Genomic DNA, 16,963 nt, shown 5'->3' with positions numbered 1-16,963 from the left:
TCGGCGCGGAAATCGGCGGGCCGGTCATTCCGAAGTTCGTCGCCGGCGATATGCCCTAAGCGATCAATAAATATAAGCGCCCCAAGCGCTAGCCTCTCCCCCCGGCGACCCAAATCGCCGGGGGGTTCTTTTTCGCCGCTCCGCCAGTCGCGCGGCTCCGCTTCCCGGCAAACCGCGCCGCGCGCTCGCGACTAATCAATCGACATCGTCGAGGCCGACGGCGATGAAGAAAAAATATCCCTGCAGCGTTTGCTTGATGTCAAACGGTGCGTCCATTAGACGCAAATAAGCTGCATTGTTTTCGCTCGCTTCGGCTCGCGTCATTTGTCAAAACAGCGCCAACAACGCACAGTTCTGTCATGCTGCATCGAGTAGAAGAAGCGAGGGCTGACGCTAAATCCGCGCTGTCGGTCCGCTGGCTTTGAACGGTCGCCTCAAAGAGCGACGGCCCGCTGGGGTTCATAAAAGATCGAGGGATGGAAATGAGAAAATGGCGTAGCGTCGCGGCGGCTGTTTTGGGCGCGCTTCTTTCGCTGGGTTTCGCGCCGCAGCCGCGCGCCGAAGGGTCCGGCGGCGCGGGGCCGGAAGCCATGAGCATGGGCAATATGTGCATGGTCATGTTCGGCTACGACATGATCCACATCACCGCCTATCAACCCGGAAAGTCGCGGAGCGAATATTGCTCGGAGATACCGGGCACGGGCCGGACGATTCTCGTCTTCGACATCGAGAATCCCGCCTTTCGCGACCTGCCGCTCGAAGTCCGCATCATCCGCGATCCGGTGACGCCGATCACAAAGGATACGGACCTCGACGCCTTGACGGAGGTCCATCTTCCCGCGACCAAATATACGAAGGGCACGTTCAATATCGAACATGACTTCAAGAACAATGGGCATTACGTCGGCCTCGTGACGCTGACCCGGCCCGATGGAACGCAGGAAACCTCGGACTTTAAATTCATGGTCGGCGAGACCTTGTGGGCGTGGGTGCCGCAGATCGCCGGGACCATATTGATCGCCGGCATGGTGTTTCTCTATTGGAAACACACCCATCCTTCGAGCAAGAAGAAGGACGCCACGGAGACCGCGGCGTCTTGAAGGCCGCAACGGGCGCAAATATTTCAACCTGATACGGGGCGGCCGGCTTATCGAGGAGACGCCATGACATACGCACTAAAGAATTGCGCCAATAATAAAGGGCGGGTCCGCGGCCGTGTCGCGGCCGTCGCGCCGCTCCTCGCCGGCGCCTTCGCCTGCGTCCTTGTCGCTTCTTCCGCCTTCGCGCATTCCTTCCTTGTCGACGCTTCGCCCTCCTCGAAAGAGCATGTGGTCGGATCGCCAAAAACGGTGAAGCTGCGCTTTGGCGGCGGCGTCGAGCCGCAATATTCCAAGATCACGATCGAAACGACGGATGGCAAAGTGCTTGGGGAGGGCAATACCGGCGTTCCCGACAAGCCGCGCGAACTGATGGCCAATGCGCCGGAGCTCGCGCCCGGCAAATATATCGTGCGCTATCGGGTTCTCTCGACGGACGGCCATATCGTCGAGGGCAATTACGAATTCACGGTCGACGAAAAGAAATAGGCGCGCATTTTCTCAGCGGCGAGAAAAAGGGAGAAACGCCGGAGGCGCCCGGCGTTGGAGCGTGGCGGGCCGCCGTGGCGGGGGCGCCCGGCGCAACGGGACTTCGGGCTGAACGAAAATGTATCTCTCTCTCGCAGCCATTCGCTTTCTCTTGAGCCTGCCTTCCGCCGTCGCGGTCGGGCTTTTGCTGCTGCCGCGCCTCATGGATGTCGAGGGCCAGCCGGGCCCTTCGACCGCCGCCTCGTTGCTTTTGAGGCTGCGCGCAGCGGGCGCCGAGAGCGGCCGATTCAAAGCGGCGGTCGCCGCGCTTGGCCTTATCCGCGCCTTTCTGGGATTCGCGCTTCTTTACGCGACCGCGCGGCAGATCTTTCCGGCCGAGATTTCGATCGATTTTAGGACTTTGTCGGAATTCACCATAGGGACGAGCGTCGGCAAGGCCTGGATCGCGACGCAGCTCATCGCCTTTCTCTTCGCGGGGCTCGCGATCGCGCGCCTCTTCGTCCAGTCCGAATTCGTCGAGCAGGCGACGCTTGTGGTCGGCGTCCTCGTTCTAGCCACGATTTCCGTCACGGGGCACGCGATCGACGACGGCCTGCCGCGCTGGACGCAGGCGAGCTTTCTTCTTCACACCGCGGCGGGCCTGACCTGGCTTGGCGGCCTGGTCGGTCTCATTTGGTGGATGCTGACGGCGCGCGGCAAGCTGCCAGAGGCGGCGGCGCGGCTCGCCGAGCGGTGGTCGCTGGTCGCCAAGGTCGCCATGGTCCTGGTCGCGATCAGCGGCTTCGCCATCGCCTGGGAGAATGTCGGCAGCGTTCCCAATCTTCTGGCGACGCCCTATGGCCGTCTGCTGACCTTAAAGCTCATCTTCCTTTGCGGCGTGCTGCTCGCGGCGCTGCTGCTCGCGCGCTATCTGACGCGCCGTCCCGCGGGCGAATTCAACTTCGACTGGTACGGCAAAGTGGGGGTCGCCGAAACGCTCTTCGGCCTCGCCTTGCTGTCGATCGCCGGCTATATCGCGGTAATCACCCCGGCCTCGCATGAGACCAATCTCTATTGGCCGCTGCCCTTCCGGCTCTCCTATATCGCCACCTGGGGCCAGAAGCCGGCGATGTTCTCGTCCATCTGGTGGTGGGGCGTGGCGGCGCTGACGCTTGCGGTCGCCGCGGCGCTGATCTGGTGGACGCCGGCGACGCGCGCCTATCGCCGCTTCGCGACGCCCGCCATCGCGAGCGCTGCGCTCGTCGCGCTCGCCGTATCCCTCTCGACGGAGGCCTATACCGACACATACGACGATCCGACGCAGGATTATACCGCCGAATCCGTCGCGCGGGGCTTCGCGCATTTCCAGGAGCTTTGCACCGGCTGTCATGGCGCGCAGGGGGAAGGAAACGGCCCCCTCGCCAAGGATCTCAAAAACGCTCAGGGCGTCCTCGTCCAGCCGGCAGATCTCACCGCGCCCCATGTCGGCACCCACACGATCGGCGACATCTTCCATTGGCTGACGCATGGCGGCCAGAGCGGCGTCATGCCGAGCTTTCGCGAACAGCTCGATACGGACGACCGCTGGGACGTCATCAACTTCCTGCTGATGCTCTCCTATTCCAACCGCGCCCGCTTCATGAGCCCGCAGCCGATGATCCAATGGCTGATCGCGCCGGATTTCGCGCTGGTCGATCCAGATGAAAAGGCTCCGTCGCTGTTCAGACTGCGCGGCGCGCCGACGCTGGTCTCCTTCGCGCGCTGCGCGGCGGCCTCGGGCGAGGCGGCGCAGGAGCGCGAAAAAAGCCTGACGATTGCGCATGAGGCCGCCAAGGCGGCGGGCGCGCATCATGTGACGATTTACGACGACGCCTGCTCGGCGCAGACCAAAGGCTGGGAGCCCGTCCATCCCAAGCAGGTCGAGGCGGCCTATTCGGTCATCAACCGCTATCCCAATGAGCCGATTTCCGAGGAGATCGAAGAGGCGCATTTCGTCATCGACCGCTCGGGCTATGTGCGCGCCCGTTTCCGTAAATTCGCGCCCGACGACGCCAGCGCGACGAAATTGGCGGGGCTTGTCGCGGAGCTCTCCCGCGAGCCTTTGATCGAAATCAACCTTCACTCGCATTAGCGCTGACGCGTTTTCCGCGCCGGCGGCGCCTTACGACGGAGAACCACGCCGGACGCGCCATATTGTCGCACAGGGGCGGCGAGGCTATCGGGCCCGCGTCTCCTTCGCCATGATGTTGACAAGGCCGGCGACAAGGCCGGCGAACAAGGGAGAGAGAAAATGATAAAGCGGCGCGAACTCTTGCTGACCGGCGGATCCCTGCTCACGGGGGCGGCGCTCGGCCTGCTTCGCTTCGGCGGTCAGGCTCAAGCGCATGAATATGACGTCGGCAAGCTGAAGGTCGAGCACCCCTGGCTGCGCGCCCCTGCGGACGGGGACGATAAGGCGCAATTCTTCGCCATGCTGCACAATAATGGAGACTCGCCGGATAAGCTGATCGGCGTGAAGTCGGAGAAATTCGGCAAGGCGGAAATTCACGGCGACCCCAAGCAGCTCAATCTCGTGACGCCGGTGCTCCTGCCGCCGAAGTCGCTCACAACGCTTGCGCCCGGCGGCGCCTATGTGGCGCTCCTCGATATCAAGAAGCATCTCGAAGTCGGCTGGGGCCTGGAGATGACGCTGTTGTTCGAGAAGGCGGGCGAAGTCACGATCGACGCTTCGATCGACGCCCCCGACGCAAAGCAGGCGCATGACGCCGAGGCCATGGAGCGCTGGCAGAAGGCTCATGGCCAGGATTCAGCCGGTCCGAAGCCGGAAAGCTCCGGCCACGAGCATCACCACCATCATCATCACATGGAAGAGCCTAAACCCGCGAAATAGGCGGCTCGGCCCTGCGCACAGACAAAAAGCCGGGCGCCGCGAGGCCCCGGTTTTTTAAATTTCCGTCTCTTGAACGGGCCGGCCGCCCCGCGACATCCGCAAAATAATGAACGCGCGCCCCTTCAGGCGCGCGGCCAATATTCCGGAACCGTCGCAAAAATGCCGGTTTCGTCAGCGATTGCTGTCGATCGTGACGAGACGGCCAGCGAAGACGCTGCTGTCGGTAGCGACCGGCGTCGATTTCTGCGCGGGCGTCGACCCGATCGGCAGCGCGAAGCCGAGGACGAAGGCGGCCGTGGCCATGGCGACGACAAGAAGGAGCGAAACGCGGAACTGCCTGCGCGCAGAATCCCTGTCGAAGCTGCGGGTGAAAGCGGGCTCCATCTGATCTTCAAATTTATCAACGAGCGACATCTCTTCTCTTCCTCTCGGCACTCGCCCTTTAGTGACGCTTGCGCCTACTCCCTCTGGCGGTCGCGCGACGACCGTCGCGTGACGTGCGTCTATAGGGGAGAAACGAAGATCAACGAAAAAAGTTGCACCCGATTTTAGAAAATTCATAAATTTTTAAGTAAACCCGGCATCATGGTTATCTAGGGCTAGTCCCTTCGCATAAAATTGATTCCAATTTCAAACCAATTGTCTCGTTAAATCGCGGGATTAGGCGCAACCGAAGGCTCGCGGGGCGCCGCGTCCGCTGGTTGGGGCGGCCGGGAAATTCCATTGCTCGCGGGTGCGCCCCTCATTATGGTGCATTGCACATCCCGCCAAAGAGTCCCAACGGCCATGACCTTCCTCGCCAACGCCCTGTCGCGCGTGAAGCCTTCCGCCACCATCGCCGTGACGCAAAAGGCCCGCGATCTCAAAGCCCAGGGGCGAGAGGTCGTCAGCCTTTCCGTCGGCGAGCCTGATTTCGATACGCCGGAGCATATTCGCGCCGCCGCCAAGGCCGCGATTGATCGAGGCGAGACGCGTTATACGCCGGTTCTCGGCATTCCGCCGCTGCGCGAGGCGGTGGCGAAAAAGTTCAAGCGCGAGAACGGCCTCGACTACAAGGCCTCGGACACGATCGTCGCGACGGGCGGCAAGCATATTCTGTTCAACGCCTTCCTCGCCACGATCAATCCCGGCGACGAGGTGGTCGTGCCGGCACCCTATTGGGTGAGCTACCCGGAAATGGTCGCGATCTGCGGCGGGATGACCGTTTTCGTCGAGACGCGGATGGAGGACGGCTTTAAGCTCCAGCCCGAGGCGCTGGAGCGCGTCATCACGCCCAAGACCAAATGGCTGGTGCTGAACTCGCCGTCGAATCCCTCCGGCGCGGCCTATAATTTCGACGAGATGAAAAAGGTCACGGATGTGCTGTTGCGCCATCCGCAGGTCCATGTGCTGACCGACGACATTTACGAGCATCTCGTCTATGGCGACTTCAAATTCGTCACGCCGGCGCAGGTCGAGCCGGCGCTGATCGAGCGCACGCTGACCATGAACGGCGTCTCCAAGGCCTACGCCATGACCGGCTGGCGCATCGGCTACGCCGCCGGCCCCAGCGCGCTCATCAAGGCGATGGACCTGCTGCAGGGCCAGCAGACCTCGGGGGCCTGCTCGATCGCGCAATGGGCCGCGGTCGAGGCGCTGGAGGGGCCGCAGGATCACCTTGCGGTCTTTCGCAAGGCTTTCGAGGAGCGGCGAGATCTCGTCGTCTCCATGCTCAATCAGGCGAAATATCTCAAATGCCCGACGCCAGAGGGGGCTTTCTACGTCTTCCCCTCCTGCGCCGAGGCGATCGGCCGCAAGACGCCGCAGGGCAAGGTCATCGAGAGTGACGAGGATTTCGTCACCGAGCTCCTCGACGCCCAGGGGGTCGCGGTCGTGCAGGGCTCGGCCTTCGGCGCCGGGCCGGCCTTCCGCGTCTCCTATGCGGCCTCGAACGCGCTGCTTGAGGACGCCTGCCGCAAAATCCAGACTTTCTGCGGCAGCCTCGTCTGAGGCGGCGCTGTTGCTGCGCGGCGCCGCAAGCCTTCGGCCGAGAAAGCTCTCGATCCCGCCGCATCGCGGCGAATCCGGCGCAAATGCGGATAATCAGATCGATTCAAAAAGTTTCGAGCGCGCCGCACGCCAAAAACCGGATTCCCCTTTTTCGCGGCGCGCTCTAGACTGAAGGGCATCGCGCGTCAGGCGGCGGATCATGCGCGAGCGACACGGCGGCAAACGCCGCCGGGCTAAGAGCGAGTTCCGAAAAAGTAGACGGACTTTTTCGACCGGAACTGCTCCAGCTTTTCATCGGGCGTGATTTCTTATCGATCAGGCGATCCCATCTGATCGGAAAGCGCGCCAGCAGGAGGATCCGCGTCCATGACGTTAATTGCTCTCATCTTCCTCGCCGCCGTCAGCGCGCTGATCGCCTATATCTCCCTGCTGCCGGACAGTTTCCGCGTCGCGCGCTCGACGGTGATCGAAGCGCCGCCGGAAACCGTGTTCCGCCACGTCAACGACTTTCGCGCCTGGAGCGACTGGTCCCCGTGGGCGAAGCTCGATCCCAATATGACGGCGGAATATGGAGGCACGCCGCAGGGCTATGGCGCGACCTATGCCTGGTCAGGCGACAAGCAGGTGGGCGTCGGCGCGATGGAGATCGTCGAAAGCCGCCAGGGCGAACGCATCCGCATCAAGATCGAATTCAAGAAGCCGTTCAAGACCAAGAACGACGTGCAATTCGACTTCAGACCGCAAGACGAGGCGCGCACCGAAGTGACCTGGGCGATGTCCGGCCGCCACGAGTTCATCGGCAAGGCGCTCTATAAATTCTTAAATCTCGAAGAGACCATTGGCCGCCAATACGAACAGGGCCTCGCCAATTTGAAGCGCGTCGTCGAATCCCGCCCGACGATCGCCGCGTCCTGAAAAAGCGCGGCGCGACCCGCTTACGTTTCGCGCCGCTCGCCTCGCGAAACGGCTTAAGGCGCCTGGTCGAGCCGCTCCTCGACATATTCCCAATTCACGATATGGTCGAGAAAGGCCTTGAGATAGTCGGCGCGGCGATTGCGATAATCGATGTAATAGGAATGCTCCCACACATCGGCGACGAGGATGGGATGCGCGCCGTGGATGAGCGGATTTTCGGCGTTGGGCGTCTTGCGCAGCGCCAGCTTGCCATCCTTCACTTCGAGCCAGATCCAGCCTGAGCCGAATTGGCCAAGGCCTTCCTTCTGGAAATCCTCCTTGAATTTTTCGACAGAGCCGAAGGCGTCGACAATCGCCTTGGCGACCTTCTCGGGAATGGCGCCGCCGCCATTGGGCTTCAGCCATTTCCAATAGTGATGATGATTGTAGTGCTGAGCGACATTATTGAAAATCGGCGTATTGCGATTGTAGGAGGTGACGATCACTTCTTCGATCGGCTTTCCTTCATATTCCGTGCCCTTGACCAGATTATTGGCGTTCGTGACATAGGTCGCATGATGCTTGTCGTGATGATATTCAAAGGATTCGCGCGACAAATATGGTTGCAGGGCGTCATAGGGATAAGGCAGATCTTCGAGGGTGAAGGACATAATTTTCTCCCGAACGGCGACAATGAGCACAGCCTGTCAGCCACAGCTCCGAGCGATTAACTAGACCCCGGCGGGGCGCGCGGCAATATCGCGAATGGTTCCAAATGGCCCGTTATCGCGCCATGATTGACGCAAAAAAAAGCATGGCCCGGACGCGCCGGGCCACGCCATTTTTAAGATGACGGCTTTGCGTCAGGCGATCGCGTCGCCCGTTCGCGGCGCCTTGCTCGATTTCGCGCGCAGAACGAACCAGAGCAGGCCGACTAGCGACACGAAGCCGACGGCGTAGAGGATATATTCGATCATCCCCCAGAAAGTGTAGAGACCGACCGAGAAGGGGAAACGCGCCGTCCATTCATGGCCGAGATCGTCCCGCGCCGTCACAAGGCCGACGTAATGTCCCTTCTCCTTGAAGTTGTATTCAAAGGTCATGGCCCCGTTGCGATGGACTTTCGGCGCGATGTCCACGACGGTTTCCTCGCCCGGCTCCTTCACGATGCGCATGCCGATCGCCATGTCGCGCAGCGCCGGCGACACCGCGGTCAATCCGATGACGGTCGGCCCGACGTTGCCGATGTCCTCGCAATATTCGATATCTTCGCCCACGCGCTGATAGGCGATGAAATGCATGACGTTCGGGCCGACGCGCAGCACGCATTCGTCATGTTCGAGCTTGACGCCGCCATGCGCCAAAGCCGCCGACGGCGCGCCGAAAAAAGCGACGGCCGAGAGAAGCGCGCCGGCCAGCAGACCGCGCGCAAGAACTAAGCTTGCCATTATGAAGTCTCCTCGGATTTTCCCTAAAGCCGACGAAAATCGTTCTTCCGCCGCAAGCGCCGCCCGATCGGCCTGCGGAGGTAGATTTGTATTGCGAAGAGATTTTACGATGCGACATCGAGACGCTGACTGATCTATATTTATAACATATTGATATTAAAAGACTAGTTAGTCACCCGTCACGACGGGCGCAGCACGCCATGCCACAATATCTTGATATATGTATTGATCATAGCCATATATATGGATTTTTGAGTTAGGAGCGCTCGAAAGAAGTTGTGAGCTCATTACAGTAATTCAATGAATGTCCAAAGACCAGGCTGGTTAGGCGGCGCGCGCGGCTTGTGTTAGATTTTCCCGCCCGAGGAAATTACGGGTTTGAAGCATTTTCCGCCGACGTGGATGCCGTTCGGCGGAGAAAATGCGTTCGTTCAAGAACGAGAACGCGGGAAAGTCATGGCGCGTCAGGGTTGGGCCATTTTCGGCCTCGGGTTGTTGCTGATGCTCTTCGGCCTCTACGGCATGTGGGCGGGCTGGGATCAGATTCTCCTCGAACGGGGGTGGAGCCAGTTCATCGCCGGCGCGACGGCGGTTTCGGGCGGCGCGGTGACGATGGCGCTCGGCCGCGTCGCGAATCTTCTCGGGCGCCTTTCCGCTCAACTCGCCGAGAAGGCGCAAGAGCCGGCGGCGGCCGCGAATAGGCCCGCCGCCAAGCCGGTCGGCGCGTCCGCCAGGGAGCCGGTCAAGACTGAGGCGACGCCCTCCAAAGAAAAAAGCCCCGTCGAGGTCGATCGCTATACCGCCGGCGAAGCGGTCTATGTGATGTTCTCAGACGGTTCGGTCGAGGTGCATGGAGCGGGCGGCGCCCAGCGCTATCCCTCGCTTGCCGCCTTGCGCGCGCAAGGCGATATGCGCCGCAGCTGACCCTTAGAGCACGTTCCGAAAGAGCTTACAGACTTTTTCGATCAGAACTTGCTGCAGCGTATTGAGTCAGCGCGATTTCTTATCGATCAGGCGTTCCGTCTGATCGGAAAGCGCTAGCCGCTCAGAGGCGGCTCGCTCCCCACATCAGAAAGAGCGCGGCGTCGCCGGGAAGACCTTCCGGAAATTCGATGATCTGAGCGGCGAGATGGAAGCCGCGAGGCTGGAGTTCGTTGCGCCAGCGTTTGAAAACGTCGGCGGGTTCGCCGCGCAGCGTCTCCGGCCAATTTGGGTCCGGCGCGTTGATGGCGCGGCCGCCGTCCGAGCAAAGCAGCGAAGGGAAGCGGATCAGCATGTGTTCCGTCAAGCCGGCGGCGGCGCTGCGGCGCGCCTGACGGAGCATCTCGCGCCATTCGCCTTCGACGAGGCGCCGCTCCGCGAGTTCGCGGATACGCTGGTCGCGCAATTCGAGCGCCGCGCGGCGACCGTCCTCGCGCTCTTTTTCAAGCTCGCGTTCATGCGCTGCGACAAGTTTGCGAAATTCTTCCGCGGTCGCCAGCGCATGGCGGTCGGATTGCTGCGGAATGGAGATGATCGGGCGGCGCCGGCGCGCCTCCAGCGCCTCGGGGCCCGCCCGCACCGCGTTCAGCACTTCCTTGCGCAGAACGAGGCCGATGATTTTCTGGCCCTCGACGACGGGAATGCGCTTGAGATGGTGGCTCTCCATCACGCGCATGACGTCGGGAAGTTTGGCGACGTCGGGCACGGAGATGGCGGGCGTGGTCATCACGTCGCGCAGCCCGCGCCCATTGGCGCGGAAGACCGGCTTCAGACGGTTGCGCAAGAGAAATTCGGGGATGTCGCCGAGGTCGACGCTCTCGCCTTGCGGCCTCGGCGCTTCAAGATTGCTGCGCGTGACGATCCCGATCGGCGCCAGTTTGTCGTCGACGACAGGCACGGCGCCGAGGCCGGTTTCAGCGAGCAGCTTCGCGACATAGTCGAGATCGGCGTCGACCGTCACAAAAGGGAAGTCGCTGTTCATCAGATCGCGCGCGATCATTCGTCGCCCCGCCTCTCGACTTCAAGCGTTCATGTGGACAATTCGACCGTCACCGGCACATGGTCGGAGGGACGCTCCCAATTGCGCGCCTCGCGCAGCACGTCAAGACTTTGGAGGGCGCCCCCCAGCGCTTCGCTCACCAGAATGTGGTCGAGCCGCCGGCCGCGGTTCGAGGCCTCCCAATCAGCGGCGCGATAGCTCCACCAAGTATAGAGCTTTTCATCCCGCGGCACGAAATGCCGCATGGCGTCGATCCACGCGCCCGCTTCGAAGACATTCGTCAGCTTCTCAACCTCGATCGGCGTGTGACTGACGACTTTTAGAAGCGCCTTATGGCTCCATACATCATGTTCGAGCGGCGCGATATTGAGATCGCCGAGCAGCATGACGCGCCCGCGCGAGACGCCTTGCGAGACGATCCATTCCCGCATCTCGTCGAGGAAATCGAGTTTGTGCAGGAATTTCGGATTGATCGTCACATCCGGCTCGTCGCCGCCGGCGGGAACGTAGAAATTATGCAGCGTGATCGGGCCGCCGTCGGCTTCCACCTCGACGCTTATGTGGCGCGCGTCGCCCTTGTCGCAAAAGTCGCGTTTCTGGGAGAGGCGCAGCGGTCGTTTCGAGACGACGGCGACGCCGTGATAGCCCTTCTGCCCGTTGATCGCGACGTGATTGTAGCCAAGCGCATGAAAATCCTTCATCGGAAATTCGGAGTCGCGGCATTTCGTTTCCTGCAGGCATAGAACGTCCGGCGCCTTGCTCTTGAGGAATTGGGCGACGAGCGGCATGCGCAGGCGCACGGAATTGATGTTCCAGGTGGTGATCTTCAAGGTGGCTGCTTTCAACGTTGTTTAGCTTTTGGTCTTGTCGCCGCCGAAGAGAAAAGGCGCGACGTCGCTGACGCCGGGCTGCTTTTCGGAGACGAAGGGGGTGGGCCGGCAGACGGCCATGGCCGAAAGGCCGACGCGCGCGGTGAGGAGCCCGTTCAATACGCCTTCGCCCAGTTTGGCCGAAATGCGTGCGGCAATGCCGTGCCCGAGCGCCTGTTGCAAGATCGAGTCGCCGACGGCGACGCCGCCGGTGATCGCAAGATGCGCGCCGACGGAGCGCGCAAGCTTGAAGAAACCAAGAAGGCCGGGCCTCCCGCCATAAATTTCGGCGATGCGGCGCATCAGCACGATGGCCTGGCCGATGACGAACATCACGTCGATTAGCGCGCGCGGGCTGATTGCAGTGACGACGGAGACGCGCTTCGCCGCCGCCGCGATCTCGCGACGCGCCTCCTCGTCGAGCGGCGCGACGAGATTATGCTCGGCGAGCGCGATCAGGTCGCGCCCGTCGATGATCTGCTTCACATAATCATGGACGCGCGCGCGGGCGGCGCCCGTGGCCGGACGGTCCTCGTAGAGTTTGCAAAGCTCGCCGACGCGCGCGCGGGCCGCCTTGCCGTCATCGCTGGCGTGGGCCTCCGCGAGGGCGGCGTGCAATTTGGCGATGCGGTTCTGCCGGCCGATGGCGCGAAACTCGCGCGCCATGGAAATGAGCGCCGCGACCGCCGCAAGGCCGGCGAGCGCGAGCCCGATGGCGCCGAGAATGGCGGAACGACGGAAAAGGTCTTCGACGAAACCCCAGATCCAAAGCGTCAGGGCGAGAGACAGAAGACCGGAGAGCGCCGACAGGAAGACGCCGCCCCAGGAAAAGACGTAGCGGCGCAAGAGGCCGTTCGCCTGCGCGGCCTCGACCGCGGCTTCGTCGCCGGCCATGCCGTCGACGAGCTGCGCCGCCTCCCGGGCGAAGGCGTCATATTCCGCTTCGATCACTTCCGCCGACGCCTGTTTGGCCTCTTCGGCCTGCGGCGGCGTCTTTCCCGTGACCGTCCGGTCGCCTTCGAGACGGAAGGCCCGGGGGCGCGGTCTGCGCTCTATATTGCTCATGCGTGGTCCTGGCTTTACCAGCTTTTAGCGCGTCGTCCCGAAAAACGGGAGGCGGCTAGCCGCGGCGGCGCGCCAAAAGGGGAGCTTTTCCCCGGAAAGACGCGCGCCGCCCATGCCCCTGCATATAGGCGTTCCACATGGAAAACGCCGGGTTGCGGCGCTGTGGCCGCTCCTTTAGCATCCTGTCAACGCCCGCCCCATGAGTTTCGCGTTTTCGTCCATGGACTCTTTCCTATACGACGCCTTCGCATTGGCGATCGGCTATTTGCTCGGCTCGATTCCTTTCGGCCTCTTGCTGACGCGGCTCGCGGGAACGAGCGATCTGCGCGCGATCGGCTCGGGCAATATCGGCGCGACCAATGTGCTGCGCACCGGGCGCAAGGACCTCGCGGCGGCGACGTTGCTGCTCGACGCGCTGAAGGGAGCCGTCGCAGCGTTCATTGGCGCGCAGCTCTCGCCAGAAGGCGGCGTGATCGCGGCCTTCGCCGCCTTTATCGGACATATCGCGCCTGTATGGCTGAAGTTTAAAGGCGGCAAGGGCGTCGCCACTTTTCTTGGCGCGCTTTTCGGCCTGTATTGGCCTGCCGCGCTGATTTTCTGCGCCGTATGGCTGACGACGGCGGCGGTCGCGCGCTACTCCTCGCTCGCCGCGCTCGTCGCGAGCGCGGCGGCGCCCATTGCGCTGTTCCTGTTCGGACGAGGCGGCGAAGCCGTCGTCGTCGCCGTCATGGCTGCGCTTGTGTGGCGCAAGCATCGCGACAATATCGCCCGACTGCGCGCGGGGACGGAGTCGCGCATCGGGCAAAAGGCGTGAGCGGGCGGCTGAGCGACGCCCAACTCGTCGACTGGCTGCGGCTCATCCGCAGCGAGAATGTCGGGCCGCGCACGTTTCAGCAGCTCGTCAATCGTTTTGGCGGCGCGGGCGCGGCGCTGGAGGCGCTGCCGGAGCTCGCGGCGCGCTCCCTGCGCGGGCGCGTGATCCGCATTGCGTCGCGCGAAGAGGCCTTGCGCGAGATTGAGGCGGCGGGCGCGCTCGGCGTTCGTTTCGCGACGACGGGCGATCCAGACTATCCGCCGTTGTTGCGGGAAATCGCCGACGCGCCGCCGCTCATCGCCTTGCGCGGCGCCTCATGGGTCGCGCAGCGCGATGGCGTGGCGATCGTCGGCTCGCGCAACGCTTCGGCCTCGGGCCTCGCCTTCGCGGAGCGGCTCGCGCGCGGGCTTGCGCTCGAAAATTATGTCGTGGTCTCGGGCCTGGCGCGCGGCATAGACGCCGTCGCGCATCGCGCAACGTTAGAGACCGGAACCATCGCCGTGCTCGCCGGCGGCCATGCGCGGCCATATCCCGCCGAACATGCGCGGCTCGTCGAAGAGATCGCAGAGCGCGGCCTCGTCATTTCGGAGATGCCAATCGAATGGGAGCCGCGCGGCCGCGACTTTCCGCGCCGCAACCGGATCATCTCCGGCGTTTCCCGCGCGACCATCGTCGTGGAGGCGGCGCGGCGCTCCGGCTCGCTCATCACGGCGCGCTTCGCCAATGAGCAGGGAAGGGAGGTCTTCGCCGTCCCAGGCTCGCCGCTCGATCCGCGCGCCGAAGGAACGAACGATCTCATTCGGCAGGGCGCGACGCTTTGCGCGCGGCCGGAAGATGTGATTTCCACGCTCTCCGAGAACGCCGGCGCGCCCACGCGCAAGACGCTTTTCGACGACGGCGTGACGGAAGAGGAAAATCTGATCGACGAACTCGATCTCTTTCCCGAGAACGGCTCGGCCTTCGAGGAACGGCCGCGACGCCCGGATTTCGTCGCTCCCGCCGAACCTTCGCAAAGCGAGAAGACGCGGCAGGCGGAGAATGGCGACGACGCCGAGCCGCCGCGCGATCCGCATGAAGTGGTGGTATCGCTTCTCGGGCCGGCGCCGATCCCCATCGACGAATTGATCCGCGTGGCGAGACTGACGGCGCCAGAAGTTCAGGGCGTTTTGACGGAGCTCGACATGGAGGGGCGACTGCAGCGCCATGGCGTCAATAGCGTTTCCCTTGCTTTCAATCGAAAGTTGTAGCTCAGGAAGAGCGGTCGACGCCGTAGCCGCCCAGTTCGCGCGCCTGTAGATCCGCTTCGGCGCGCGCCAGATTGAGAAAATAGGAAAGCATCGGCAAGCCGCAGCCGCTCGCAAGCTTCGACATTTCATGAGCCATATCAGCAATATATGCGGCAGTCGACGCCGCGTCCTGCGCGGCTTGCTTCTTATCCGCGACTCCTCCCGCCTTGTCAGTCGCAAGCCGTCGACGACCGTCCGGCCGGGCCATGATTGTTTTTCCCCGCAATGCGCCCAACGTCAGCATAAATCCGTTAAACATCAGACTTATTTGTATTTTTCTTTGCATCGCGCCTATGCTGTGTCAAGCATAAAATACTATCAAAAGTTGTAATCTCTATGAACGTGGAGCCAAGCCTTTCAGACGGTCGAGCGCGCCCTGCAAAATATAGGCGGCGGCCATGCGGTCCACGACTTCGGCGCGTTTGGCGCGAGAGGCGTCCTGCGCGATGAGTTCCCGCGTGACAGCGGCGGTCGAAAGGCGTTCGTCCCAGAAGGCGAAGGGCAGGGACGACAGTTTCCCGAGGCTCCGCAGGAAGGCGCGCGTCGCCTGCACGCGGGGGCCTTGCGAGCCGTCCATATTGAGCGGTAGGCCGACGATCAGCGCGTTGACCTCGAAGTCGGCGGCGCGCTTCAGTAGCGTCTCGGCGTCTTGCGAGAATTTCGTCCGTTTGATCGTGTCGAGCGGCGAGGCGAGCCGCCGCTCGACATCGGAAAGCGCGAGGCCGATCGTCTTGGTTCCCAGATCGAGGCCCATGACGCGGCCCTTCGCCGGCAATAGGCCCATAAGCTCTTCGAGCGTCGTCTCGCGCATCGTCATCGCGCTGCGCTAGCACGGCGGCGGGACGAGGCAAACTCTTCCTGCGCCGCGCCTCTCCCAAGCGCCGGCAAGAACAGCTACATTTCAACCATGGCCCGCGTCTATCTCGACCATAACGCCACGTCGCCGCTGCGCCCGCAAGCGCGGGCGGCGATGCTCGCGGCGCTGGACGCGCTCGGCAATCCTTCGTCGATCCATGCGGAGGGGCGCGCCGCCAAAGCCTTGCTGGAGGACGCTCGCGAAACCGTCGCCAAGGCCATAGGCGCGGCGCGGCGCAACGTCGTCTTCGTGTCGGGCGCGACCGAGGCGGCGAACCTCGCGCTCTCGCCTAACATCGAGGTCCAGCGCAACGCCGCGCCCTTCGATGTTTTGCTGATCGGCGCCGGAGAACACGCCTGCGTGCTTCAAGGCCATCGCTTTCCGCCGCAGGCGGTCGAGCACATAGCGCTCAACGCCGACGGGACGCTCTCGCTGGAGGCGCTCGACGCGGCGCTTAATAAAAATCAAGGCGGGCGCGCGATGCTGGCGCTCCAGGCCGTTAATAATGAAACCGGCGTCATTCAGCCTGTCGCCGCCGCCGCGGCGCGCGTTCATGCGGCAGGGGGACTTCTTGTCTGCGACGCCACGCAGGCCGTTGGGCGGATCGATACGACATTTATGACAACGGACGCCGATATATTGTTCTTTTCTTCACATAAACTCGGCGGCCCGACGGGCGTCGGCGCATTGGCTCTTAGGGATGACAGCCTGCATCTCGCCAATCCTGTTCTGCGTGGTGGCGGACAGGAATATGGCCGTCGCGCGGGAACGGAAAACGTCGCGGGCGTGGTCGGCTTCGCCGCCGCGGTTGCGGCTTCGATCGCCAAGGCGCCGCAGGAAAGCGCACGGCTTGCCGCTTTACGCGACGCCTTGGAGCATAAGGTCTTGAAAGTCGCGCCAAACGCCCAATTCTACGGAAGGGAGGCCGGCCGCTCGGCGAACGCCACCGCCTTCGCCCTTCCTGGTCTTGACGCCCGAACCCTGCTTATGGCGCTTGATCTTGAAGGCGTGGCGCTTTCCGCCGGCTCCGCTTGCTCTTCTGGAAAGATTACAGAATCTCATGTGCTTGCGGCGATGGGCGCACAGGAAAAAGCGGCGCTTAGGGCGAGTTTGGGTTGGTCTTCCACCGCGGAGGATGTAGAAGAGTTTGGAAAGGTTCTTGCAGGTGTCGTGGATCGAATGAGGTCGCGACATTCCGCCGCCCAGGCGCCGGCCCCATAAGCGCGACGCGCCAAGGGGACAAATGCAGGGCGACGGCGGAACGATCGGCCGGCGGGCCTTGAACCCGTCGTGACGAGGAGAAAGA

19 protein-coding genes are annotated in these 16,963 nt (G+C 62.7%); 10 read left to right on the top strand and 9 right to left on the bottom strand.

Annotation, left to right across the window (positions count from 1 at the left end; all coding sequences use genetic code 11):
* Window positions 1-195: 195 nt before the first annotated feature.
* Window positions 196-324, bottom strand: coding sequence for a hypothetical protein (locus V3H18_RS03650; protein ID WP_332080537.1), 129 nt, complete (start codon window positions 322-324; stop codon window positions 196-198).
* A gap of 158 nt (window positions 325-482) precedes the next feature.
* Between V3H18_RS03650 and V3H18_RS03645 the strand changes: the two genes are divergently transcribed.
* From V3H18_RS03645 to V3H18_RS03630, 4 genes are all read left to right on the top strand, one after another.
* Window positions 483-1,100: a hypothetical protein gene (locus tag V3H18_RS03645; RefSeq protein ID WP_332080536.1), complete on the top strand. Its 618-nt coding sequence runs from the start codon at window positions 483-485 to the stop codon at window positions 1,098-1,100.
* Between the two features lie 63 nt (window positions 1,101-1,163).
* Window positions 1,164-1,586, top strand: coding sequence for a copper resistance CopC family protein (locus V3H18_RS03640; RefSeq protein WP_332080535.1), 423 nt, complete (start codon window positions 1,164-1,166; stop codon window positions 1,584-1,586).
* 118 nt (window positions 1,587-1,704) lie between these two features.
* The gene (locus V3H18_RS03635) at window positions 1,705-3,696 is read left to right on the top strand and encodes a c-type cytochrome (protein ID WP_332080534.1); all 1,992 of its coding nucleotides are present in this window, start codon (window positions 1,705-1,707) and stop codon (window positions 3,694-3,696) included.
* A gap of 159 nt (window positions 3,697-3,855) precedes the next feature.
* The gene (locus V3H18_RS03630; protein ID WP_332080533.1) at window positions 3,856-4,455 is read left to right on the top strand and encodes a copper chaperone PCu(A)C; all 600 of its coding nucleotides are present in this window, start codon (window positions 3,856-3,858) and stop codon (window positions 4,453-4,455) included.
* 171 nt (window positions 4,456-4,626) lie between these two features.
* Here the strand turns inward: V3H18_RS03630 and V3H18_RS03625 are convergent, their stop codons facing one another.
* Window positions 4,627-4,869, bottom strand: coding sequence for a hypothetical protein (locus V3H18_RS03625; protein ID WP_332080532.1), 243 nt, complete (start codon window positions 4,867-4,869; stop codon window positions 4,627-4,629).
* Between the two features lie 372 nt (window positions 4,870-5,241).
* Between V3H18_RS03625 and V3H18_RS03620 the strand changes: the two genes are divergently transcribed.
* A complete protein-coding gene (locus V3H18_RS03620; RefSeq protein WP_332080531.1) occupies window positions 5,242-6,444 on the top strand; it encodes a pyridoxal phosphate-dependent aminotransferase in 1,203 nt (400 codons plus the stop codon).
* A 366-nt stretch (window positions 6,445-6,810) separates the two neighbouring features.
* The gene (locus V3H18_RS03615; protein WP_332080530.1) at window positions 6,811-7,359 is read left to right on the top strand and encodes an SRPBCC family protein; all 549 of its coding nucleotides are present in this window, start codon (window positions 6,811-6,813) and stop codon (window positions 7,357-7,359) included.
* A gap of 53 nt (window positions 7,360-7,412) precedes the next feature.
* On the opposite strand, the gene V3H18_RS03610 is transcribed toward V3H18_RS03615, so the two are convergent.
* Together V3H18_RS03610 and V3H18_RS03605 are read right to left on the bottom strand one after the other, a co-directional pair.
* Window positions 7,413-8,009, bottom strand: a complete 597-nt coding sequence (locus V3H18_RS03610; RefSeq protein ID WP_332080529.1) for a superoxide dismutase — start codon at window positions 8,007-8,009, stop codon at window positions 7,413-7,415.
* 192 nt (window positions 8,010-8,201) lie between these two features.
* On the bottom strand, window positions 8,202-8,786 hold the full coding sequence (locus V3H18_RS03605) for a hypothetical protein (RefSeq protein ID WP_332080528.1): 585 nt from the start codon (window positions 8,784-8,786) through the stop codon (window positions 8,202-8,204).
* Between the two features lie 456 nt (window positions 8,787-9,242).
* Between V3H18_RS03605 and V3H18_RS03600 the strand changes: the two genes are divergently transcribed.
* The gene (locus tag V3H18_RS03600) at window positions 9,243-9,710 is read left to right on the top strand and encodes a hypothetical protein (protein WP_332080527.1); all 468 of its coding nucleotides are present in this window, start codon (window positions 9,243-9,245) and stop codon (window positions 9,708-9,710) included.
* 121 nt (window positions 9,711-9,831) lie between these two features.
* Here the strand turns inward: V3H18_RS03600 and V3H18_RS03595 are convergent, their stop codons facing one another.
* From V3H18_RS03595 to V3H18_RS03585, 3 genes are read right to left on the bottom strand one after another with little or no spacing between them, the layout of a single operon-like run.
* Window positions 9,832-10,767 carry a CBS domain-containing protein gene (locus V3H18_RS03595; RefSeq protein ID WP_332080526.1) on the bottom strand — a complete coding sequence of 312 codons (936 nt, stop codon included), beginning with the start codon at window positions 10,765-10,767 and terminating at the stop codon, window positions 9,832-9,834.
* Window positions 10,768-10,796: 29 nt separating this feature from the next.
* Window positions 10,797-11,612, bottom strand: coding sequence for an exodeoxyribonuclease III (gene xth / locus V3H18_RS03590; RefSeq protein ID WP_332080524.1), 816 nt, complete (start codon window positions 11,610-11,612; stop codon window positions 10,797-10,799).
* A gap of 6 nt (window positions 11,613-11,618) precedes the next feature.
* Entirely contained in the window at window positions 11,619-12,701 is a 1,083-nt protein-coding gene (locus V3H18_RS03585; RefSeq protein WP_332080523.1) for a YcjF family protein, read from the bottom strand.
* Window positions 12,702-12,921: 220 nt separating this feature from the next.
* Between V3H18_RS03585 and plsY the strand changes: the two genes are divergently transcribed.
* Entirely contained in the window at window positions 12,922-13,515 is a 594-nt protein-coding gene (plsY, locus tag V3H18_RS03580) for a glycerol-3-phosphate 1-O-acyltransferase PlsY (protein WP_332080540.1), read from the top strand.
* Window positions 13,512-14,762 (top strand): DNA-processing protein DprA, encoded by a 1,251-nt coding sequence (gene dprA / locus V3H18_RS03575; protein WP_332080521.1) that lies wholly within the window; start codon window positions 13,512-13,514, stop codon window positions 14,760-14,762. Before plsY ends, dprA begins: the two co-directional genes overlap by 4 nt.
* A 1-nt stretch (window position 14,763) precedes the next feature.
* On the opposite strand, the gene V3H18_RS03570 is transcribed toward dprA, so the two are convergent.
* Window positions 14,764-15,087: a hypothetical protein gene (locus V3H18_RS03570; RefSeq protein WP_332080519.1), complete on the bottom strand. Its 324-nt coding sequence runs from the start codon at window positions 15,085-15,087 to the stop codon at window positions 14,764-14,766.
* A gap of 48 nt (window positions 15,088-15,135) precedes the next feature.
* On the bottom strand, window positions 15,136-15,612 hold the full coding sequence (gene ruvX, locus V3H18_RS03565) for a Holliday junction resolvase RuvX (protein WP_332080518.1): 477 nt from the start codon (window positions 15,610-15,612) through the stop codon (window positions 15,136-15,138).
* A 96-nt stretch (window positions 15,613-15,708) separates the two neighbouring features.
* Here ruvX and V3H18_RS03560 point away from each other — a divergent pair, with 96 nt between their 5' ends.
* Window positions 15,709-16,878 carry a cysteine desulfurase family protein gene (locus tag V3H18_RS03560; RefSeq protein ID WP_332080517.1) on the top strand — a complete coding sequence of 390 codons (1,170 nt, stop codon included), beginning with the start codon at window positions 15,709-15,711 and terminating at the stop codon, window positions 16,876-16,878.
* The last annotated feature ends 85 nt before the right edge of the window (window positions 16,879-16,963 follow it).

The organism is Methylocystis borbori, assembly GCF_036576025.1.
GTDB classification, from domain to species: domain Bacteria; phylum Pseudomonadota; class Alphaproteobacteria; order Rhizobiales; family Beijerinckiaceae; genus Methylocystis; species Methylocystis borbori.
Note: the sequence above shows the minus strand (reverse complement) of the source record. Positions and strands in the feature narration are given on the sequence as shown.

Coding starts and splice junctions, on each gene's coding strand:
- V3H18_RS03650 (WP_332080537.1), bottom strand. CDS start 324: ATGACGCGAGCCGAAGCGAGCGAAAACAATGCAGCTTATTTGCGTCTA.
- V3H18_RS03645 (WP_332080536.1), top strand. CDS start 483: ATGAGAAAATGGCGTAGCGTCGCGGCGGCTGTTTTGGGCGCGCTTCTT.
- V3H18_RS03640 (WP_332080535.1), top strand. CDS start 1,164: ATGACATACGCACTAAAGAATTGCGCCAATAATAAAGGGCGGGTCCGC.
- V3H18_RS03635 (WP_332080534.1), top strand. CDS start 1,705: ATGTATCTCTCTCTCGCAGCCATTCGCTTTCTCTTGAGCCTGCCTTCC.
- V3H18_RS03630 (WP_332080533.1), top strand. CDS start 3,856: ATGATAAAGCGGCGCGAACTCTTGCTGACCGGCGGATCCCTGCTCACG.
- V3H18_RS03625 (WP_332080532.1), bottom strand. CDS start 4,869: ATGTCGCTCGTTGATAAATTTGAAGATCAGATGGAGCCCGCTTTCACC.
- V3H18_RS03620 (WP_332080531.1), top strand. CDS start 5,242: ATGACCTTCCTCGCCAACGCCCTGTCGCGCGTGAAGCCTTCCGCCACC.
- V3H18_RS03615 (WP_332080530.1), top strand. CDS start 6,811: ATGACGTTAATTGCTCTCATCTTCCTCGCCGCCGTCAGCGCGCTGATC.
- V3H18_RS03610 (WP_332080529.1), bottom strand. CDS start 8,009: ATGTCCTTCACCCTCGAAGATCTGCCTTATCCCTATGACGCCCTGCAA.
- V3H18_RS03605 (WP_332080528.1), bottom strand. CDS start 8,786: ATGGCAAGCTTAGTTCTTGCGCGCGGTCTGCTGGCCGGCGCGCTTCTC.
- V3H18_RS03600 (WP_332080527.1), top strand. CDS start 9,243: ATGGCGCGTCAGGGTTGGGCCATTTTCGGCCTCGGGTTGTTGCTGATG.
- V3H18_RS03595 (WP_332080526.1), bottom strand. CDS start 10,767: ATGATCGCGCGCGATCTGATGAACAGCGACTTCCCTTTTGTGACGGTC.
- V3H18_RS03585 (WP_332080523.1), bottom strand. CDS start 12,701: ATGAGCAATATAGAGCGCAGACCGCGCCCCCGGGCCTTCCGTCTCGAA.
- plsY (WP_332080540.1), top strand. CDS start 12,922: ATGGACTCTTTCCTATACGACGCCTTCGCATTGGCGATCGGCTATTTG.
- V3H18_RS03570 (WP_332080519.1), bottom strand. CDS start 15,087: ATGCAAAGAAAAATACAAATAAGTCTGATGTTTAACGGATTTATGCTG.
- ruvX (WP_332080518.1), bottom strand. CDS start 15,612: ATGCGCGAGACGACGCTCGAAGAGCTTATGGGCCTATTGCCGGCGAAG.
- V3H18_RS03560 (WP_332080517.1), top strand. CDS start 15,709: ATGGCCCGCGTCTATCTCGACCATAACGCCACGTCGCCGCTGCGCCCG.